The 16,703-nt window shown below is 57.6% G+C and carries 4 protein-coding genes and 2 pseudogenes; 5 read left to right on the forward strand and 1 reads right to left on the reverse strand.

The features are described from left to right. Positions 1-313: 313 nt before the first annotated feature. Positions 314-556, reverse strand: a complete 243-nt coding sequence (locus ACYUCQ_RS15530) for a hypothetical protein (protein ID WP_460255468.1) — start codon at positions 554-556, stop codon at positions 314-316. Positions 557-1,002: 446 nt separating this feature from the next. On the opposite strand from ACYUCQ_RS15530, the pseudogene ACYUCQ_RS15535 reads away from it, so the two are divergent. From ACYUCQ_RS15535 to ACYUCQ_RS15555, 5 genes and pseudogenes are all read left to right on the forward strand, one after another. Further along, positions 1,003-1,332: pseudogene (locus ACYUCQ_RS15535) on the forward strand (ATP-binding protein); the annotation flags it as partial. A 139-nt stretch (positions 1,333-1,471) separates the two neighbouring features. Next, positions 1,472-2,284 (forward strand): annotated as a pseudogene (locus ACYUCQ_RS15540) (reverse transcriptase domain-containing protein); the annotation flags it as partial. Positions 2,285-2,801: 517 nt separating this feature from the next. Next, on the forward strand, positions 2,802-6,161 hold the full coding sequence (locus tag ACYUCQ_RS15545) for a Hint domain-containing protein (RefSeq protein ID WP_460255469.1): 3,360 nt from the start codon (positions 2,802-2,804) through the stop codon (positions 6,159-6,161). Positions 6,162-6,191: 30 nt separating this feature from the next. Then, the gene (locus tag ACYUCQ_RS15550; RefSeq protein WP_460255470.1) at positions 6,192-11,216 is read left to right on the forward strand and encodes a Hint domain-containing protein; all 5,025 of its coding nucleotides are present in this window, start codon (positions 6,192-6,194) and stop codon (positions 11,214-11,216) included. 317 nt (positions 11,217-11,533) lie between these two features. After that, positions 11,534-16,660, forward strand: a complete 5,127-nt coding sequence (locus tag ACYUCQ_RS15555; RefSeq protein WP_460255471.1) for a Hint domain-containing protein — start codon at positions 11,534-11,536, stop codon at positions 16,658-16,660. Positions 16,661-16,703 lie beyond the last annotated feature (43 nt).

The following is a 16,703-nucleotide window of genomic DNA, read 5'->3' on the forward strand; positions in this document are numbered from 1 at the left end:
CGAACCGTCAGATTTGTCGCACGCGCATGAAAAAATCAGACCAAATTACGAGTCAGACTCTGAAATCAGCGTTGTTCACCGACGACTGATTAACGGCAAAACAATTCACCAAGTCGTCCGTCGCTCAATGACCTATTACCATGTTGAACTGGCAGAGCATGCCGCGTTGTGTGCGCAGGGCACGCCTTGCCCACCTTATCTAGAAATCGGCCATCGCCACGCTTTTGAAAATGGCGACCCGTCAGCTTTGTCTCTGCACCCTGCGTTCGCACCTGTCACCATGCTGGCGGCGGCTCGCGTAACAGAAAGCCGCTTACCCTTCGCCGAGGAAGGGCCTGCGGTTGAGATGGTGCGCAGCCTCCTCACCCGCGCTTGCATTGCGACGAGTGCCGACGCTGGTCTTGCCATCACCCGCCAGACTGATGGATCGGTCCGTATCACCAGCCGCAGCGCGATCCCCGGTCATGTCTCTCCGTATCAGCGCGATCAGCGAATGCTCGGGGTCAAAATCGCCGCAACCACGCGTGGGGTCGGCACGATAATCGCGCTCAATCATCCGGGCCTCGCTGTCAGCTGGCATGGCCCAGAACCCGATGGACGCTGGACCAGTGGACGGGCGATCATCCCCGCCGCCCTCTGCGGGGGTCAAGAGATCAGGATCAGCCTCGCCGCGACATTGGCGTATCCGACGAGACTGGCACGCCTGAACCGGAACATCGACTTAAGGACATATTGGCTGGTGCGCCGATGGTGTAACAAAAATTTTCATGCGGCCCCCGTCCTCCATGTCAAATTTCCTTTGCGGCCTCGTTTGCCAGTGCGACTTCAGCATTCTGCATTTAATGGGAGAGCGCGATGGCGACGGCACCAGATGATACGAATTGGCTCGGCGGCAATGGCGACTGGTCAAACCCTGCCTTGTGGTCGAACGGCGTGCCGCAAGCCACCAGCGTCACCGCCACCATCGCCCCCAGCAACATTTCGACCATCAGCATTGCCGCCTTAGCGCTCGCGCGCGGCGATGGCCGGTATGCCGCAACCCTCCGCCAGATCGCGCGGGTCGATTTGCTCATCCTCGACGATTGGGGACCAGAGACATTGAAGGCGGATCAGCGCCGTGACCTGCTCGAAATCGTTGAGGACCACCACGACCGCCGATCCATCATCATCACCAGCCAAGTGCCGGTCGATCGCTGGTATGAAATTATCGGCGATCCCACCATCGCCGACGCCATTCTCGATCGATTGGTCCACAACGCTTACCGGATCGAACTGACCGGCGAGAGCCTCCGCAAAAAGAAAAATCCCGCTACCCCCATCATGAAGGCTTGACCCCAGGAAAGGACAAGACGATCTTTAACATATGACCTAACCGAACGACGCTCAGGTGGCCGACTTCAAATCGGAACGGTGGCCGGAATGAAATCGGAATAGGTGGCCGGCTTCGTCGGAATACGCAGACTCGGTTGACCACGAGTGGCTGCTGCGAATGCTGGCGCACAGAATCGCTGACCTTCGGGTCCTCCGGCTCATCCGGATGTGGCTCGAAGCGGGCATTCTCGAGAGCGGTGAATGGCACGAGACTGACCGGGGGACACAGCAAGGGGCGGGCATCAGCCCGCTGCTGGCCAACATCTTCCTGCATTACGCCCTCGACCTCTGGGTCCATCAATGGCGCCGTCGGAACGCGTGCGGTCGAATCTCGATCGTGCGCTATGCCGACGACTTCGTGATGGGTTTCGAAAGCGAGGCGGACGCACGGCAGATGCTGGCCGACCTCAAGGAACGGCTGGCCAGATTTGGCCTCGCACTCCACGAGGACAAGACGCGCCTGATAGAGTTTGGTCGCCTACCAGCCCAAACACGCCGAAGGCGCGGCGAGCGGCGTCCGGAGACCTTCGCCTTCCTGGGCTTTACCCACTACTGTGGATGGACCCGGGACGGCAGGTTCATCGTCAAGCACAAGACGCAGAGCAAGCGCCTGTCGCGAAAACTGACAGCGCTGCGCCAGGACGCATGGCGGATCATGCACGCGCCGCTGGCCGAGCAGCATCGCTGGTATTGTAGCGTGCTGCGCGGCCATTATGGCTACTACGGCATGCCGCACAACTGGCGCTCTCTCAACGGGTTCCTACGAGACGTACGACGTATTTGGTTCAACTGCCTGAGGCGGCGAAGCCAGAAAAATCGGCGGATGGGATGGGACTGGTTCGAAGATGTTACAGCGCGCTTGCCCTTGCCCCAGCCTCGGATCACACATCCTTGGACACCACGCGCGGCATGACGCGGGTTACTTCCGGGACGAGCCGGGTGCGGGAAAGCCGCCTGCCCGGATCTGTGAGGGCGAAGCCAAATGGCCTAGCTACTCGACCACGACCCGGACCTGCGCAAGGGTGTCGATTCCTTGTGACGAAAATTTTTAAATTTTAGCATGTCAATAACGTATCGAACTGACGTTTAGGACCGTGGTATTGCGGCTGCTGAGTAAAACTTAGCGACTAAGTTTTTCATTGCTCAGAGATTGTCGGAGAAATTTATGAATCGTTTGGGTAGTAACAGTAGTCGCGCATGCAATCGGGACACGCGCACCGCGTGTCGACGAGGATTACGTTTGCTGGTCATCGCGAGGGATCGACCGCCGAGCGGTGCCCGATGATCACCCGATCACGGATAGCCGTCTTGCAAACCAACAGGGGCCGTTCATGCCGTCGGATTTGCCGCGGTGATCACGGGCTCAATAGAATATCGCGCACGGTAGATACTTTGAGCGGTCGTCGCACCGACATTGATTGGAGAGCCTCATGACAATTTCCATCAGCGTTTCCGCAACCACGACTTTGGCAAGTGGATACACCGCAATCACCACGCCAGGTTCGGAATATTTCAACAGTTCCAGCGTGGTAAATTATGGCAAAACGGTGCGCTTGGGCGTGGCAGATTTATTTGATCCGGCTGGTGTCAGTGTTGATGTATCAAATCAGTCAACGTTGGTTCTTGCGGGCACCTTGGTAGGCGTCGGCGCTGCGCCCAATGTCGCCACCGGGTATAGTGGATTTTTCCCATTCGCACTCGGTGCCGCAGTCGATCTGTATGGGACGAGCACGTTTACCAATGCCGGTCTCGTTGAAACGTCGCTTATCGAGACGGTGGTTATTGGCAGTGCGACCGGCTCGATTCTTGATGAATTTACACCGGACGGTGTATTCTTAGCGGACGGGTTGCTCGTCAATCAGCGCTCCGGGACGATCGAGGCCGTGGGCATCGCTGCATATGTTTCAAATTCTAACGGCAGTAATTCTACCATTGAAAATTATGGCGTGATGAAAGGGCTTCAATCGCTATTGGAGGGGAGATATTCCTCGTCGGGTGGTCAAGCTCATATCGCGACACTGACGGGATTTGGCATTGGGGCTATGGTTGGCGCCGTTTATAGCCAAAAATCCGTGTCGGCGACCAACACGCTGATCAATAGCGGCACCATTCAAGGGTCCGATGGGGTGAAGACGCGGGGAACCGCGTCGATCCAAAATTCGGGAACAATCCTGACGGACGGGCCGATAATTGCGACCGGATATGTTCCCCCTATATTCTACGGAAAATATGCATACGGTATTCTGGGTAGCGTCATTCAGAACGCCAGTGTTGGCGGTCAATCAACCCAACAATCATCAAGTCTTGTCGTTTCCAATTCGGGTTTGATCGGCGATTTTGGATCGGCAGGCGTGGCAATCGGCCTTGCGGCGGGAACGATCATCAACGAGACAACCGGCACAATCGCGGGATATGGCAGCGGTGGCGCAATCGTAACCGGACCCACCCGTTCGACCTATTTGCCGAGCAATGTGGGCGGAACAATCATCAATTACGGCCATGTTATCGGGGAAATTGCCGCAGGTTCGACGGCGTTAATTGTCAATAAATCAACGGGTGTGATCGACGCAACGGCCGGCACGGTTGGGGTGTCCCTAGCGGCCACGCTGTCTAATGACGGCACGATTATAGGTGGTGCGGGCACTGCCGGGAGCGGCCCGGTAAGCGGGGGCTACGGGGGGCAGGGTGTTTATGCGGCATCAACCGGTTCAGTCTCGAACAGTGGCACTATTTTAGGAGGAGCCGGTGGCATTGGCGATGGAGAGGGCGGCTTCGGCATATTTGTTAGAGGCAAGCTCACCAACAGCGGCACGATCGTGGCTGGTTCCGGGGGATCTGGCGATTACGGTGTTGGCTTAGGCGGCATTGGCGGTTCTGGCGGCACCGGATTAGATCTGTTTTATGGAACCCTTGCTAACAATACCGGTCACATAGAGGGCGGGGCGGGAGGCACGGGTGGTGGTGGTAGTCAAGGTGGCTCGGGAGGCATCGGAGGTACTGGCGGTGTAGGGTTATCCATCGGCCAAGGCGCAACGGGAACCAATAGTGGCATCATCATCGGTGGCTCTGGTGGTGTCGGCGGGACGGATGCGAATGGTTTCGGCGGCGGTGGAGGGTTTGGGGGCGTTGGACTTTATATGGTTGGTGGCGCGTTCAGTAACAGCGGTACCGTGATAGGTGGCACCGGAGGTCTCTCCGGAATCAGTAGTACGTTTTTTCCCACGCCACCATCGCCTGGTGTTGGTGGCGAAGGTGTTTATATCGATGCATTGGAAGGCAAAAGTATCTTTAATAACACCGGTGAAATTGTTGGTGGCGCTGGCGTCGCAGGTATTGGTGTTGTGATTAGGGGCTCGGGTACGCTCACCAATACGGGCACGATAATCGGCGGAACCGATGGTGTCGCTCTCTATCTGACCGGCGGGACCGTCTATGATTTCGGCTCGATTATCGGTGGCACGGACGCCGCGCAGATCGAGGCACCGGCCGTTCAATTCAGGGCCCCGACATTTTCAAACGGCGTCACGTTCAGCGCTCCCCCTTCCACGCTTGTGATTGAGGCCGGCGGAACGATTGAGGGTGGGCTCAGCTTCAACACCGGCGCAACCGCCGTTGTCATCGGCTCCTACACAGCATTGTCCGGCACCGCATTGGCCGGGCCATCCATCGCGGGGTTTACCCAAAGTGACACCCTCATTCTCGAGGGCTTTGCCGCAACCACCGATACCTACGTCAGCGGCACCGGTCTCGAACTCGGCAATGGCACCTCTGAAATCACACTCGCCATCGCCGGCAGCTTTACGACCAGCGATTTCAGCGTGGTTGACCCTCCTGGAAACACCACCATCAGCCTCAATGCGGCTTGCTTCGCCAAGGGCACCCGCATCCGAACCACGAAAGGTGAGGTTCCCGTCGAAAAGCTCAAGGAAGGCACGGAAATCGCCCTCACTGACGGCAGGATGATGCCCGTTATTTGGCTCGGCCATCGAACAATCGACCTCTCCCGGCACCCGCATCCGAAAGTGGTTCAACCCGTCTTAATCATGGCCGGCGCGCTCGCTGATAATATCCCCACGCGCGATCTCATGCTCTCGCCCGACCATGCCGTTGCCCTCGATGGCCATCTGATCCCGGCGAAGACCCTGATTAACGGCAAAACAATTCGCCAAATCATCTGTCGCTCGATGACCTATTACCATGTCGAACTGGCAGAGCATGCCGTGCTCTGGGCAGAGGGCACACCTTGCGAATCGTACCTCGAAACAGGCAATCGCCACGCTTTTGAAAATGGCCACGCGTCAGCTTTGGCCCTGCACCCTGCGTTTGCACCCGCCACCATGGACTGGCAGGCCGCCCGTGTAACACGAAGCTGCTTACCCCTCGCCGAGGAGGGGCCGGCGGTTGAGGCGGCGCGCAGCCGCATCCTCACCCGCGCTAACATTGCGACAAGCACCGACGCTGATCTTGCCATCACCCGCCAGGCTGATGGATCGGTCCACATCACCAGCCGCAGCGCGATCCCCGGTCATGTCTCTCCGGACCCGCGCGATCAGCGAAAGCTCGGGGTCAAAATCGCTGCGATTACGCGTCGGGACGGCACGATAATCCCGCTCGATCATCCGGGCCTAACCGTCGGCTGGCATGGCCCCGAACCCGATGGGCGCTGGACTAACGGACGGGCGATCATCCCCGCCGCCCTCTGCGCGGGTCAAGAGATCAGGATCAACCTCGCCGCGACATTGGTTTATCCCACGAGACGGAAACGCCTGACCCGAAAAACCGCACGATAACGCCAATCAATCCTTGTTTGGAAATCAACCATGACCGGTAGCACCATCAACACGACAATGACCACAACCGTCACACTCGGAAGCGGTTCGTATTCCAGCCCGCTAACTATAACGAATAACGGGGCCATTGTGCCGAGTGCCTATGGAGCTGACGGCCTTTACCTTTCGGCGTCACTACCGGGGGCGTTCAGCGTGATCAACGCAGGGATTATTGGATCGGGGATTGGTTCACCGGGAATCAGTTCGGCGAGCAACGGCTTGCCGGGTAGCCCAGGCAGCAACGGCGGGGTCGGCGCTGTGCTGATGGGACAGGGTGTTCTGACCAATCAAATCGGAGCACGCATCATCGGTGGCGAGGGAGGCGCAGGGGGCTATGGTGGTAGCGGCAATGCAACGGCTGGAGGCGGAGGAGGAACGGGTGGCTCGGGCGGGGCTGGTGGTAGCGGTGTCGATATTCTTGGCGCCAATACACTGACCAATAATGGGTCGATCACCGGTGGACACGGGGGGAATGCTGGCAGTGCCGGCTCAGCAGGGGAACTCACGGCTCAGTACAACAATCTTACGACTGTCGAAACCGGCTCTAGCGGCGGTGGTGGCGGACCGGGCGGTCGTGGTGGCGCGGGCGTGTATCTCGCGGGGACGGGAAGCCTCACCAACTCAGGTGTGATTGTTGGTGGTGATGGGGGCAACGGGAGTGCCGGTGCTGCAGGTGGCATTACGACCACCACAAAACCCCCAGGTCCCGGTGGAGATGGCGGTGCTGGCGGCAACGGGGCCGATGGTGGTGCAGGCGTTGCCATCGTTGGGTCAGATTCACTTGTGAACCTAGGGTCGATCTCTGGCGGCTCCGGTGGCAACGCCGCAGCGTCCGACGGTGGCGGCAGCGGCACTGCAGGACAGGGCAAAAACGGTGCTGTCGGTTACGCCGGAAGCGGTGGGGACGGCATACTGATCCTTGCCACTTCGTTCACGACAACAATCGCAGGTATCGTAACCGGCGGCTCAGGAGGTGCCGGGGCTTCCGGTGCTCTCACTGCTGGTGGATATTACAATGGCTCGAACGGCGGTGCAGGCGGCACGGGCGTTGATCTTGCCGAAGGCGGAACGGTGACGATTGCCGGGAACGTCACCGGCGGGACCGGAGGAATCGGAGGTGCAGGGGGCTTATCAGCTTATTCCCAGGCAGGTCAGGGCGGGGTTGGCGGTACTGGCGTCAATGTTGCGAGTGCGGCGAGCGCTGCGGTTTTAATCAACGAGGCTTCCGCCACGATCACTGGCGGGGCCGGCGCATCAGGTGCCCTGGTATCAGCGGCAAATTCTTCAAGCCCAGGTGGCGGTGTCGGCGGGTATGGCGTTAGTCTGAATGGCGGCACATTGGATAACCAGGGTGTGATCAATGGGGGTGCAGGCGGCACCGCGCCGGATGGCTATTTTGGCAGTGCTGGATTTCGCTTTGGTGCGGGCGGCGGGCGCGGCGGCGCGGGCGGGTTTCTTGATGGCGGACAAATATCAAATGACGGCACGATCCAAGGGGGCAACGGCGGCGGGGCATCACCCGGCACGAGTGGTGTTGGTTCGGATGGAAGCGGTGGTACAGGTGGACAGGGCGGTTCAGGAGCAAGCGGTCTAAACTTAACCGGTGCCGGTGCCTGGAGCAATGACGCGAAGGGAGTCGTTATTGGGGGCACCGGTGGCGCCGCGGGTGCAGGCGGGGCTCCTAGTGGTGCCGGCCTTATAGGCGCCGGTGGCGCCGGTGGCGTCGGTGGAGCCGGCGTATTTCTTGAGGAGGCAGGCACATTTTCAAATGCGGGCACCGTTAGGGGCGGCACCGGCGGTAGTGGACCCGCAGCGAGTTACGCGAGCGCTGGCGGCGGCGGTCAGGGAGGCACTGGAATCTCTCTGTATTCCGATAGCACGGTGCGTAACACCGGGGGCATCGCTGGCGGTATGGGCGGAGCCGGCCAATACTCAGTCGGCGGTATCGGCGGTGCGGGAGGCGCAGGCGGCAATGGGGGATTTATCTCCGGATCGAGCACGTTGATCAATGATGGTGTCATCCATGGTGGCGGCGGTGGTCTGGGCGGCGGAGCCGATAATGGGGGCGAGGGCGGCTTCGGCGGTTATGGTGGTTCAGGCGTGCTCCTTGAGGGCAACGCCATTCTTATCAATACAAGCCTCATTACGGGCGGTAACGCGGGGACAGCGGGTGCCAGTGCCAACGGCAGTGAAGGTGGGCGGGCGGGCGGCGTCGGCGTTTATCTGACAGGAGGCACACTGATCAATGCTGGAACGATAGAGGGTGGGTACGGTTCAGGGGGCAGTAACGATGCGATCGAATTCGGAGCCATTGGAAGTGGCATCGAAACTGGCACTCTTGTCTTTGATCCTGGTGCCAGTTTCATCGGCAAAGTTGTCGCAAACGCGAGCGTCGCTGATGTTTTCGAACTCGCGTCAGCGACGGCTTATGGCACATTAACCGGGCTGGGATCGCAATTCACCAATTTCCAGCGAGTGTCGGTGCAAAGCGGCGCACGATGGGATCTATCTGGCGCTAATCAGATAGTTTCTGGTCAAACTGTATCACAAGATGGCATCTTGGTTGACACCGGAAATCTATACATTGCCGGTAATCTTATTAGCAATGCTGGAACGGTTGGTAATGCCCTGATTTTCGGCTCCTCCGCAGCGGCCGTTACGTTATCGCCAACCGCATCAATCATTGGCAGTGTAGTCGCCAACCCGACTGTTATGGATGCGCTTTATCTCTCAAGCGGCAATGGAGCGGGAACGCTCGCCGGGCTTGGAACCCAGTTTGCCGATTTTCAACAAATATCCGTCGACCGCGATAGCACCTGGAGTCTTACCGGCATTTCCACAATTCTCGCTGGCACAACGATGAGCCAGAATGGCTCATTGATTGCCGTCGGTAGCCTTATGAATGCAGGCACGATTTCAGCTTCCGGATATCCAATAACAGGGCAAAACAATGCCATTGGCGTGGTTATTGCGAGCAATAGCGTTATTGAGAACGAGGGAATAATTTTGGGCGGAGGCGGATATGGCACTGTGGCCGGCGGCGCCGGCGTTTATCTCAACAGTTCAGCGACCCTGATGAGTGCGGGGATGATCGGTGGCGGCAGCGGGGCGCCGGGTAACACGGCAGCTGGAGGGGTGGCCGTCAGCGCCCTCCTTGGCGGCGATATCACAAATAGCGGAACATTATTGGGCGGCGACGGTGGGAGCAATACAAGTGCAATTGGCGCCACCGGCGGCGACGGTGGAATGGGCGCTGAGATATCGGATGCCGCAAACCTGCTTAACACGGGGCTTATTGATGGCGGCAACGGTGGGAACGGGGGATTCGCCCAAGGCTCAATAGTCGGCGATGGCGGTAAGGGCGGCATTGGTGTCGATGTATCCGGAAGCGCCACTCTTACCGATAACGGCACCATTGTCGGTGGTTCCGGCGGAACTGGCGGCAACGGCGTAAAATTTGAGGCTTCCGATGCCGGAAACGGCGGGGGCGGTGGCGTCGGTGTGTATTTGAACGGTGGTGTGCTGATCAATAGTGGCGCGATTATTGGCGGCGATGGTGGTTTAGGTGGACTAGGAAGTGGCACGGGAACCAATGGTCTCAACGGTTCGGTTGGCGCGGCGGTAGAGTTCGGTTCATTACCCGGAACTTTGATCGTCAACGCGGGTGCCTCGTTTGTCGGGGCCGTTATCGCAAATTCAACCGTGTCCGACATTCTCGAATTTGCCTCATCCGCAACAGCCAATCAAGTCGTTGAAATCGGCTCCCAGTTCACCGGCTTTCGCGATCTCAGCTTTGCGACCAATGCGACATGGAGCATCGGGGGAACCTATACAGCCTTCGACTCCGGACAGGTCATTACTGGATTTGCGCCCGGTGATACGCTCGTTCTTGATGGATTTGCAGCCAACACGTCGGATGTAACCTACATCAATGGCGTCGGACTGGAATTGACCAATGGGACCAACGTCATCACGCTTGATATCGCGGGCAATTTCACCACCAGCGACTTCATCATTGCCGATCCTCCGGCAAGCACAACGATTTCACTCGTTCAGCCGCTTCCATGTTTCGCCGCCGGAACACGGATTCTGGCCGTCGCCGGGGAAGTCGCCGTTGAACATCTCCGCGAGGGCGACCGGCTAATTTTGAATGGCGGCGATACCGCCGCGATCAAATGGATAGGCCGGCGGGCTTTGGATATCCGGCGGCACCCAAACCCGGATACCGTGATGCCCATATTGTTCGAAGCGGGCGCGCTGGGAGACGGCATACCCTGCCGACCGCTCTATCTTTCGCCTGACCACGCGCTCTACCTCGACAACCATCTGATTCCGGCTAAAACATTGATCAACGGGCTTTCAATCCGTCAGATCGAGCGGGCTACGGTTGTCTATTATCATCTTGAACTTGAGCATCATGCCGTTATTCTGGCTGAAGGTGCCGCGTGCGAAACATATCTCGATACGGGCAATCGCGCTGCATTTGAGAATGGCGCGGATGAAATCCTGCTACACCCGGATTTTTCAAATATTTTGCGCGAACAATATGGCTGCGCCCCCTTCGCGACGACCGGCGCAATCGTCGAAAACGTCCGGCGGAAATTATTGGCACGCGCCGGTATCCAATATGGGAGCGACCCGCACATAAAAATAACCTATCGTCAGGATGGTAGCGCCGTGATCGAGAGCCGGAGTGCGATTCCCGGCTATATCTCTGTAGATCCAAGCGACCGACGCTCGCTCGGTGTAAAAATCGCCTCCATAAAGCGTGCAGATGGCGTCATCATTCCCCTCAATGATCCCAATCTGCGCGAAGGCTGGCACGATCCTGAACCTGATGGGCGCTGGACCAACGGCTGCGCTCTCATCCCACAAAATCTAATTGAAAATCAAGAAATCCATATCACCATCGCCGCAACGATCCCCTATCCAATAGGAAAACGCTCCGGACGCGTTCCCGCCTCAACATTGCGCGCTTGGGGCCGACCAACCGTCCTTGTCGCGGGAAAGTTCTGAGATTTGAGGAGCAGAATGATGCGCATGATCGGGGCAATCCATAAGTTTTTCTGGATCGGCAATCTACGCCCGCGTTGCCCCAATTTTAGGGCAGTTTCTGGAGTTGTCCGTCATTTTAAATTCTGTAGGGCAGAATTTGTTGATGTCGTAATTTCAACCCAATTTTTCGGATGGATCTTTGATCGGAATTGGACCGATTTGGTTTTTATCACGCCAGCGCCACGCCGACGATATGGTCGCGTTTGGTCGATAGGGTTTCATGATCAGAATCACGTCTTTGCCTGAATTCCCCAAGTCCCGAAACCGGAGAACATTCGATGTCAGTCTATATTTCTGATCCCACTCTCATCCAGAGATATTACTTCAATAATGGCACGCCCACGGCGAACACTCTGCTGGTCGGTTCGCCCAATTACGGGTTATCCCAATCATTTTCAGAAATTTCGACATGGTTTAAAACGCAGAATAGCTCTTCTACATATTACTATGTAAGTCAGCAATCTTATGGAGAGATCGTAAAATCTGCATTTACTTCGGTCACAGGGCTTGGCACTAAAAATGATATTCCGGGACCCGAAGCAACTGCCATCCTGATCGGACCGGGAAGTCTAACAGGTGCCGGTACAGTAGGCACAGTCGCTGTTGATGGGTCGTTCGATTTGAATGCCGATATCACGACATCATATTTTGTGGTTGGTATTGACTATACGGGTAGTCCATACTACGCACCCCATAATAGTTTCACTGTCGCACACTCAATTTATAACCCCTCAGAGCCTAGCGAGCCCGTACGTACTTATACGGAATCAGAAACAATATTTTTTCAACCAGGCACACTCAGTTCACCTAACAGCGATGGTGTGGTTCTGAATTTTGTAAGCCCGGCAGTTTTTATTGATAATAATGGGACATCAACTTACTACGCGCCCAAAACTTTTTCGTCCGTCACCTACACGTCGAATCAACTCTATTTATCTGGTTCGGTGACGGCGGTCACGGGTAACCTCGCATTTTCGACTGTCGATGTAACGGGCGCCCTGGTAATTTCTGGACAAGAAGGGCTGGGGTTGACCTTCGGGTCTATTCTGGACATCCAGTCCGGTGGCACGGTGCAAGCGAGTGCAATAACGCTCGGCTCGGGACAAGGTAACGCGATCACTGTTGAGACGGGCGGGCTATTGTCGATCACCGGTGCCGCTGGGGGCGGCACTGCGTTGCAAGCCTTGAACGGCGATGCGAGCACCCCATCATCGATCGCCCCCGTTGCTGGGAGCAACAGTCAGCCGGAAGGCTTAAACATTATCGGCAATATTGTCGTCTCCGGAGGAACGCTGGAGAGTCCCAACGCAGCAATCGATATTGGGGTTTCCGGTGCCGGAACGCTGCAGATAATCGCGGCTGGTCATGCGCTGACTGGCTACACTGAGATCGGCGATCAAGGCATGTTGATTGTCTCCGGCGGCACGTTCGTTGGCACGACGGGGAGTAGCTTGGTGAACAACGGCGAATTGACCGTCGACACGGCGGGATATGTCAGCGTTGGCAGTATTTCCGTCGGTGAAGCCAGCGGTAATCTCGGCAACGCGCTGATCAACGGCAGCACTGTGGATGTTTCGGACGCGCTGACCGTCGGAGGGAGTGGCACGGGTAACGTAACGATCATATCGGCAAGCACCGTGAACGTGCTCGGTGAGATCAGCGTCGGAGAAAGTTCGGGTGCCAATGGTGCTTTGGCCCTGAGCGATAGCGATCTAACGGCTGATACACTCACGGTCGGCGGGAGCGGGAACGGGGAAACGTCTGCGGGTGTGAACAGCAACATCGATGTCACGGGTGAAGTCAGCATTGGTGAAAGCATCGGCGCAACCGGTACTTTGGCCCTGAGTGCGAGCACGCTGACAGCTGATTCGCTGACGGTCGGCTCCGCTGGCGATGGGCAAGGCACCGTCGGTGCTGGTGCGACTGCCGATGTCGCCGGAGAGGTAAGCGTGGGCGAGAGCGGATCTGGGACGGGTTTGCTCGCGGTGTATGGCGCATTGAGTGCCGGCACCCTGACAGTTGGCAGTGAAGGTGTCGGCACCGTTTCAGTCGGGGGGAATGTCGGTGTCGTTGGCGAGGTCAGCGTTGGTGAAAGTGCCTCTGGCATAGGGACTTTAGCTGTCGAGGGCGGCGTGCTGGCGGCTGACACCCTCACGATCGGATCGGCGGGCAGCGGGACGGCATCTATCGTGGCGAATGGTGCTGTCGACGTGTCCGGTGAGGTGAGTATTGGCGAAAGCGCCGGGGCATCAGGCTCTCTGATAATGACCGCCAGCGCACTGACAGCGGCAACGCTGACGGTTGGATCGGATGGTAATGGTCAGGCGGCTATGTCAGGTTCCACGATAAGCGTGGCAGACGAAGTGAGCGCTGGTGAAAGCGTGAACGCCACAGGTTCGCTTGATCTCACGAGCACCAACTTGACAGCCGGAACTCTGACTGTGGGATCAGAAGGGACGGGGCAAGCGGATATCAGCGCCGCATCGGCTGTTAATGTTCTCGGTGAAGTCAGCGTTGGTGAAAGTGGATCAGGGAACGGTTCCATTACAGTTGACGCGGCAACGCTTGATGCTGGCACGCTCACGGTGGGCAGCGCGGGCACAGGTGCTTTCTCGGACGGAGGCAATGTCGCCGTCACGGGCGAAGTGAGCGTTGGGGAAAGTGCAGGTGGGGTTGGCGTGCTGACCGTTGCGGCCGGTGTACTGTCCGCCGGAACCCTTACAGTAGGCTCGTCAGGTAACGGCGCAGCAATGCTCGGGCCGGGGGCAATCTTAGGAATTGGCGGCGAAATAAGCATCGGTGAGAGTATCGGTGCCATAGGCGCTGTTGCTGCAAGCGGCGGTGAAGTGACGGCGGCCACCTTGACCGTTGGCTCAACTGGTAATGGTCAGGCCGACTTTGCCGGTGCTGTCGTAGTTATTGGCGGTGAGATCAGTGTGGGCGAGAGTCTTGGCGGTATCGGCGCACTAACGTTGGCGAGCGGTTCAGCGACTGCGGGAACATTCACAGTTGGCGCCGCCGGCATTGGTGCGGCGACGATCGCAGGCGGCGCCACGGCGGGTATCACGGGCAATGTGACTGTGGGTGACAGCGCAGGTGCAGCAGGCACAATTGATGTGAATGGCAGCAAGCTGACGGCGACCGCGCTGACTGTCGGCAGTTCGGGTCGTGGTTCTGTATCCATCGCCTCCGCCAGCAGCGTGTCGGTATCGGGCAAGGTAACTCTAGGCGAGAGCAGCAGCGGCAGCGGCGTCCTCACGATTGCCGCAGGCCAGGCAACGTTTGGCGGAAATCTTGTTGTCGGAGACGGCGGCACCGGCAATCTCCAGGATAACGGAACCCTCAATATCTCAGCGACCGACATTTCTGTCGGTGAATCGGCCAGTGCAACCGGCACTTTGTCGGTGGCCGGCACGCTTACCGCGACGAACGCGACCATGACGGTTGGTGCTGCTGGGAAAGGCACCCTATCTCTCTCTGGCACTGCGAGCTTGGCGACGCTTACATTAGGTGACAGTGTAAGCGCAACCGGAATATTGTCCATCAGTGCTGGTGCGCTGGAGGCGCAGGATGTCTCGATTGGCAATAAAGGTTCGGGCATCATCTACATTGCGGGAGGTTCGTTCAGCGCCCAAACTATTGCAATCGGTGCGAGCGGCGGGTCAGATGGCACTCTCGCGGTGTCCGGTAACGGCACCCTGGTAACAGCGACCTCTCTATTCGTCGGTGGGTCTGATGGTAGTGCAGGGGGTCAAGGAACGGTCTCGATCGGCAGTAGTAGCACTGTGTCAGTAACAAATGCCTCCATTTTCAGCAGTGGCGTGGTGACGTTATCAGGCGGCGCCCTGGTCACCGATCCACTCACCATCGGAACGGGCGGCGTGATCGAGGGGGCAGGAACACTGACAGGAAGTATCACAAATAGTGGCAGTATCGTGGCCGTTGGGGGACTGCTCGACGTGACCGGGGCGATTAGCGAGGCGCAGGGTGTTGTAGGCAGTCTCGCATTAAACCCAGAATCGACGTTAGAAATTGGCGGCAGCCTAGCCAGTGGGTTGGCTATCGACTTTGGTGGTGGGGCTAATGAAACACTTATCATCGAGACGCCTGGCAGCGGTAATTCTGATACACTCACGGGGCTTGCGGCCGGAGATCAGATTGCGCTGAACGGCCTCTCGATCCTTGCTGCCAGCTATGACAGCGCCCAGAGCGACCTCACGCTATCGCTAACGGGCGGCGCCAGTTACATATTTCAAGATCTGAGTTTTGCGAAGTCTACACCCCCGCAGCTTGCCATTACCACGCTGGTGACGGGCAACGAGGCCATCGAGATACAGTGCTTTGCAGCGGGAACGCTGATCGAGACCAAAACCGGGCCCATTGCGGTTGAGGCTCTACGATCTGGAATATGTGTCAAAACACTCTCGGGAGAGGCACCGATCCGTTGGATCGGATGGCGAACAATTGATCTTTCGCGTCATCCGAACCGTCCTGCGGTGCAGCCGATCCGTATAGCGCCGCATGCGTTCGCACCGGGCAGTCCCTCCCGTTGGCTTCGACTATCTCCCGATCACGCAGTATTGATAGATGATCTGTGCGCTTTAGTTCCAATTCGCATGCTGGTGAACGGCGGAACAATCGTTGCTGATAACTATGCTCGGTCTATCACATATTATCACGTCGAACTGGACCGCCATGACGTGCTGATCGCCGAGGGGCTAGCAGCCGAAAGCTATCTTGATACCGGAAATCGTGGAAACTTTGCCAATGCAAATGGAGCAATCTCTCTGGTGCCGGATTTTTCAGAAGACCGAGAAGGATTGCGTGTTCGTGGATCATGTTGGCCATTTATGACGCAAGCCGAAATGGTCGAAAAAATTTGGCTCAAATTGGCTAAACGGAGCGCCGCGCTGGGCTATCGCCCAGAACTTCCAGCTTTGAGCCGGTCTCCAGAGCTTGCCGTGGTGCGGAATAACGAAGTCATCGCGCCACAGGTCAATGGGTCACGATACAGCTTTAAAATCGATACTGGAGGTCCGCTGATCCTACGCTCTCGCGCAGCCTCGCCAGCAGATGTGCGACCATGGATCGATGATCGTCGCTGTCTCGGCGTGGCCATCACGCGACTCGCTTATTCCCATAAGACGACATCATTCATGCATGAATGCCCAATTAATGATCCTACCCTAAGGGTCGGCTGGTACTTGCCAGAGCAAAAAGGGGAGCTTGTCTGGAGATGGACAGACGGCAATGCCGCTATTTCACTACCCTGCGAGGCCGACAGTTTATATGTCGATCTGCACGCGACCGGATTATATCCCGCCAACTCGGTCACTTCATCACAAGCTACCTGTGAAAACATCGTTTTATCGAAATGCGCTCGGCTTGAGCTGCTGCCGGTTTGATGGACACCATCCTAAGCCGAATCTGCCATTCGTTCGAATTCCA

This window comes from Acidiphilium sp. MT5 (genome assembly GCF_054767495.1).

Bases quoted from the DNA above. Each gene is read 5' to 3' on its own strand.
- ACYUCQ_RS15545 (WP_460255469.1), top strand. From the start codon at position 2,802: ATGACAATTTCCATCAGCGTTTCCGCAACCACGACTTTGGCAAGTGGA.
- ACYUCQ_RS15555 (WP_460255471.1), top strand. From the start codon at position 11,534: ATGTCAGTCTATATTTCTGATCCCACTCTCATCCAGAGATATTACTTC.
- ACYUCQ_RS15530 (WP_460255468.1), bottom strand. From the start codon at position 556: ATGATTGAGCGCGATTATCGTGCCGACCCCACGCGTGGTTGCGGCGAT.
- ACYUCQ_RS15550 (WP_460255470.1), top strand. From the start codon at position 6,192: ATGACCGGTAGCACCATCAACACGACAATGACCACAACCGTCACACTC.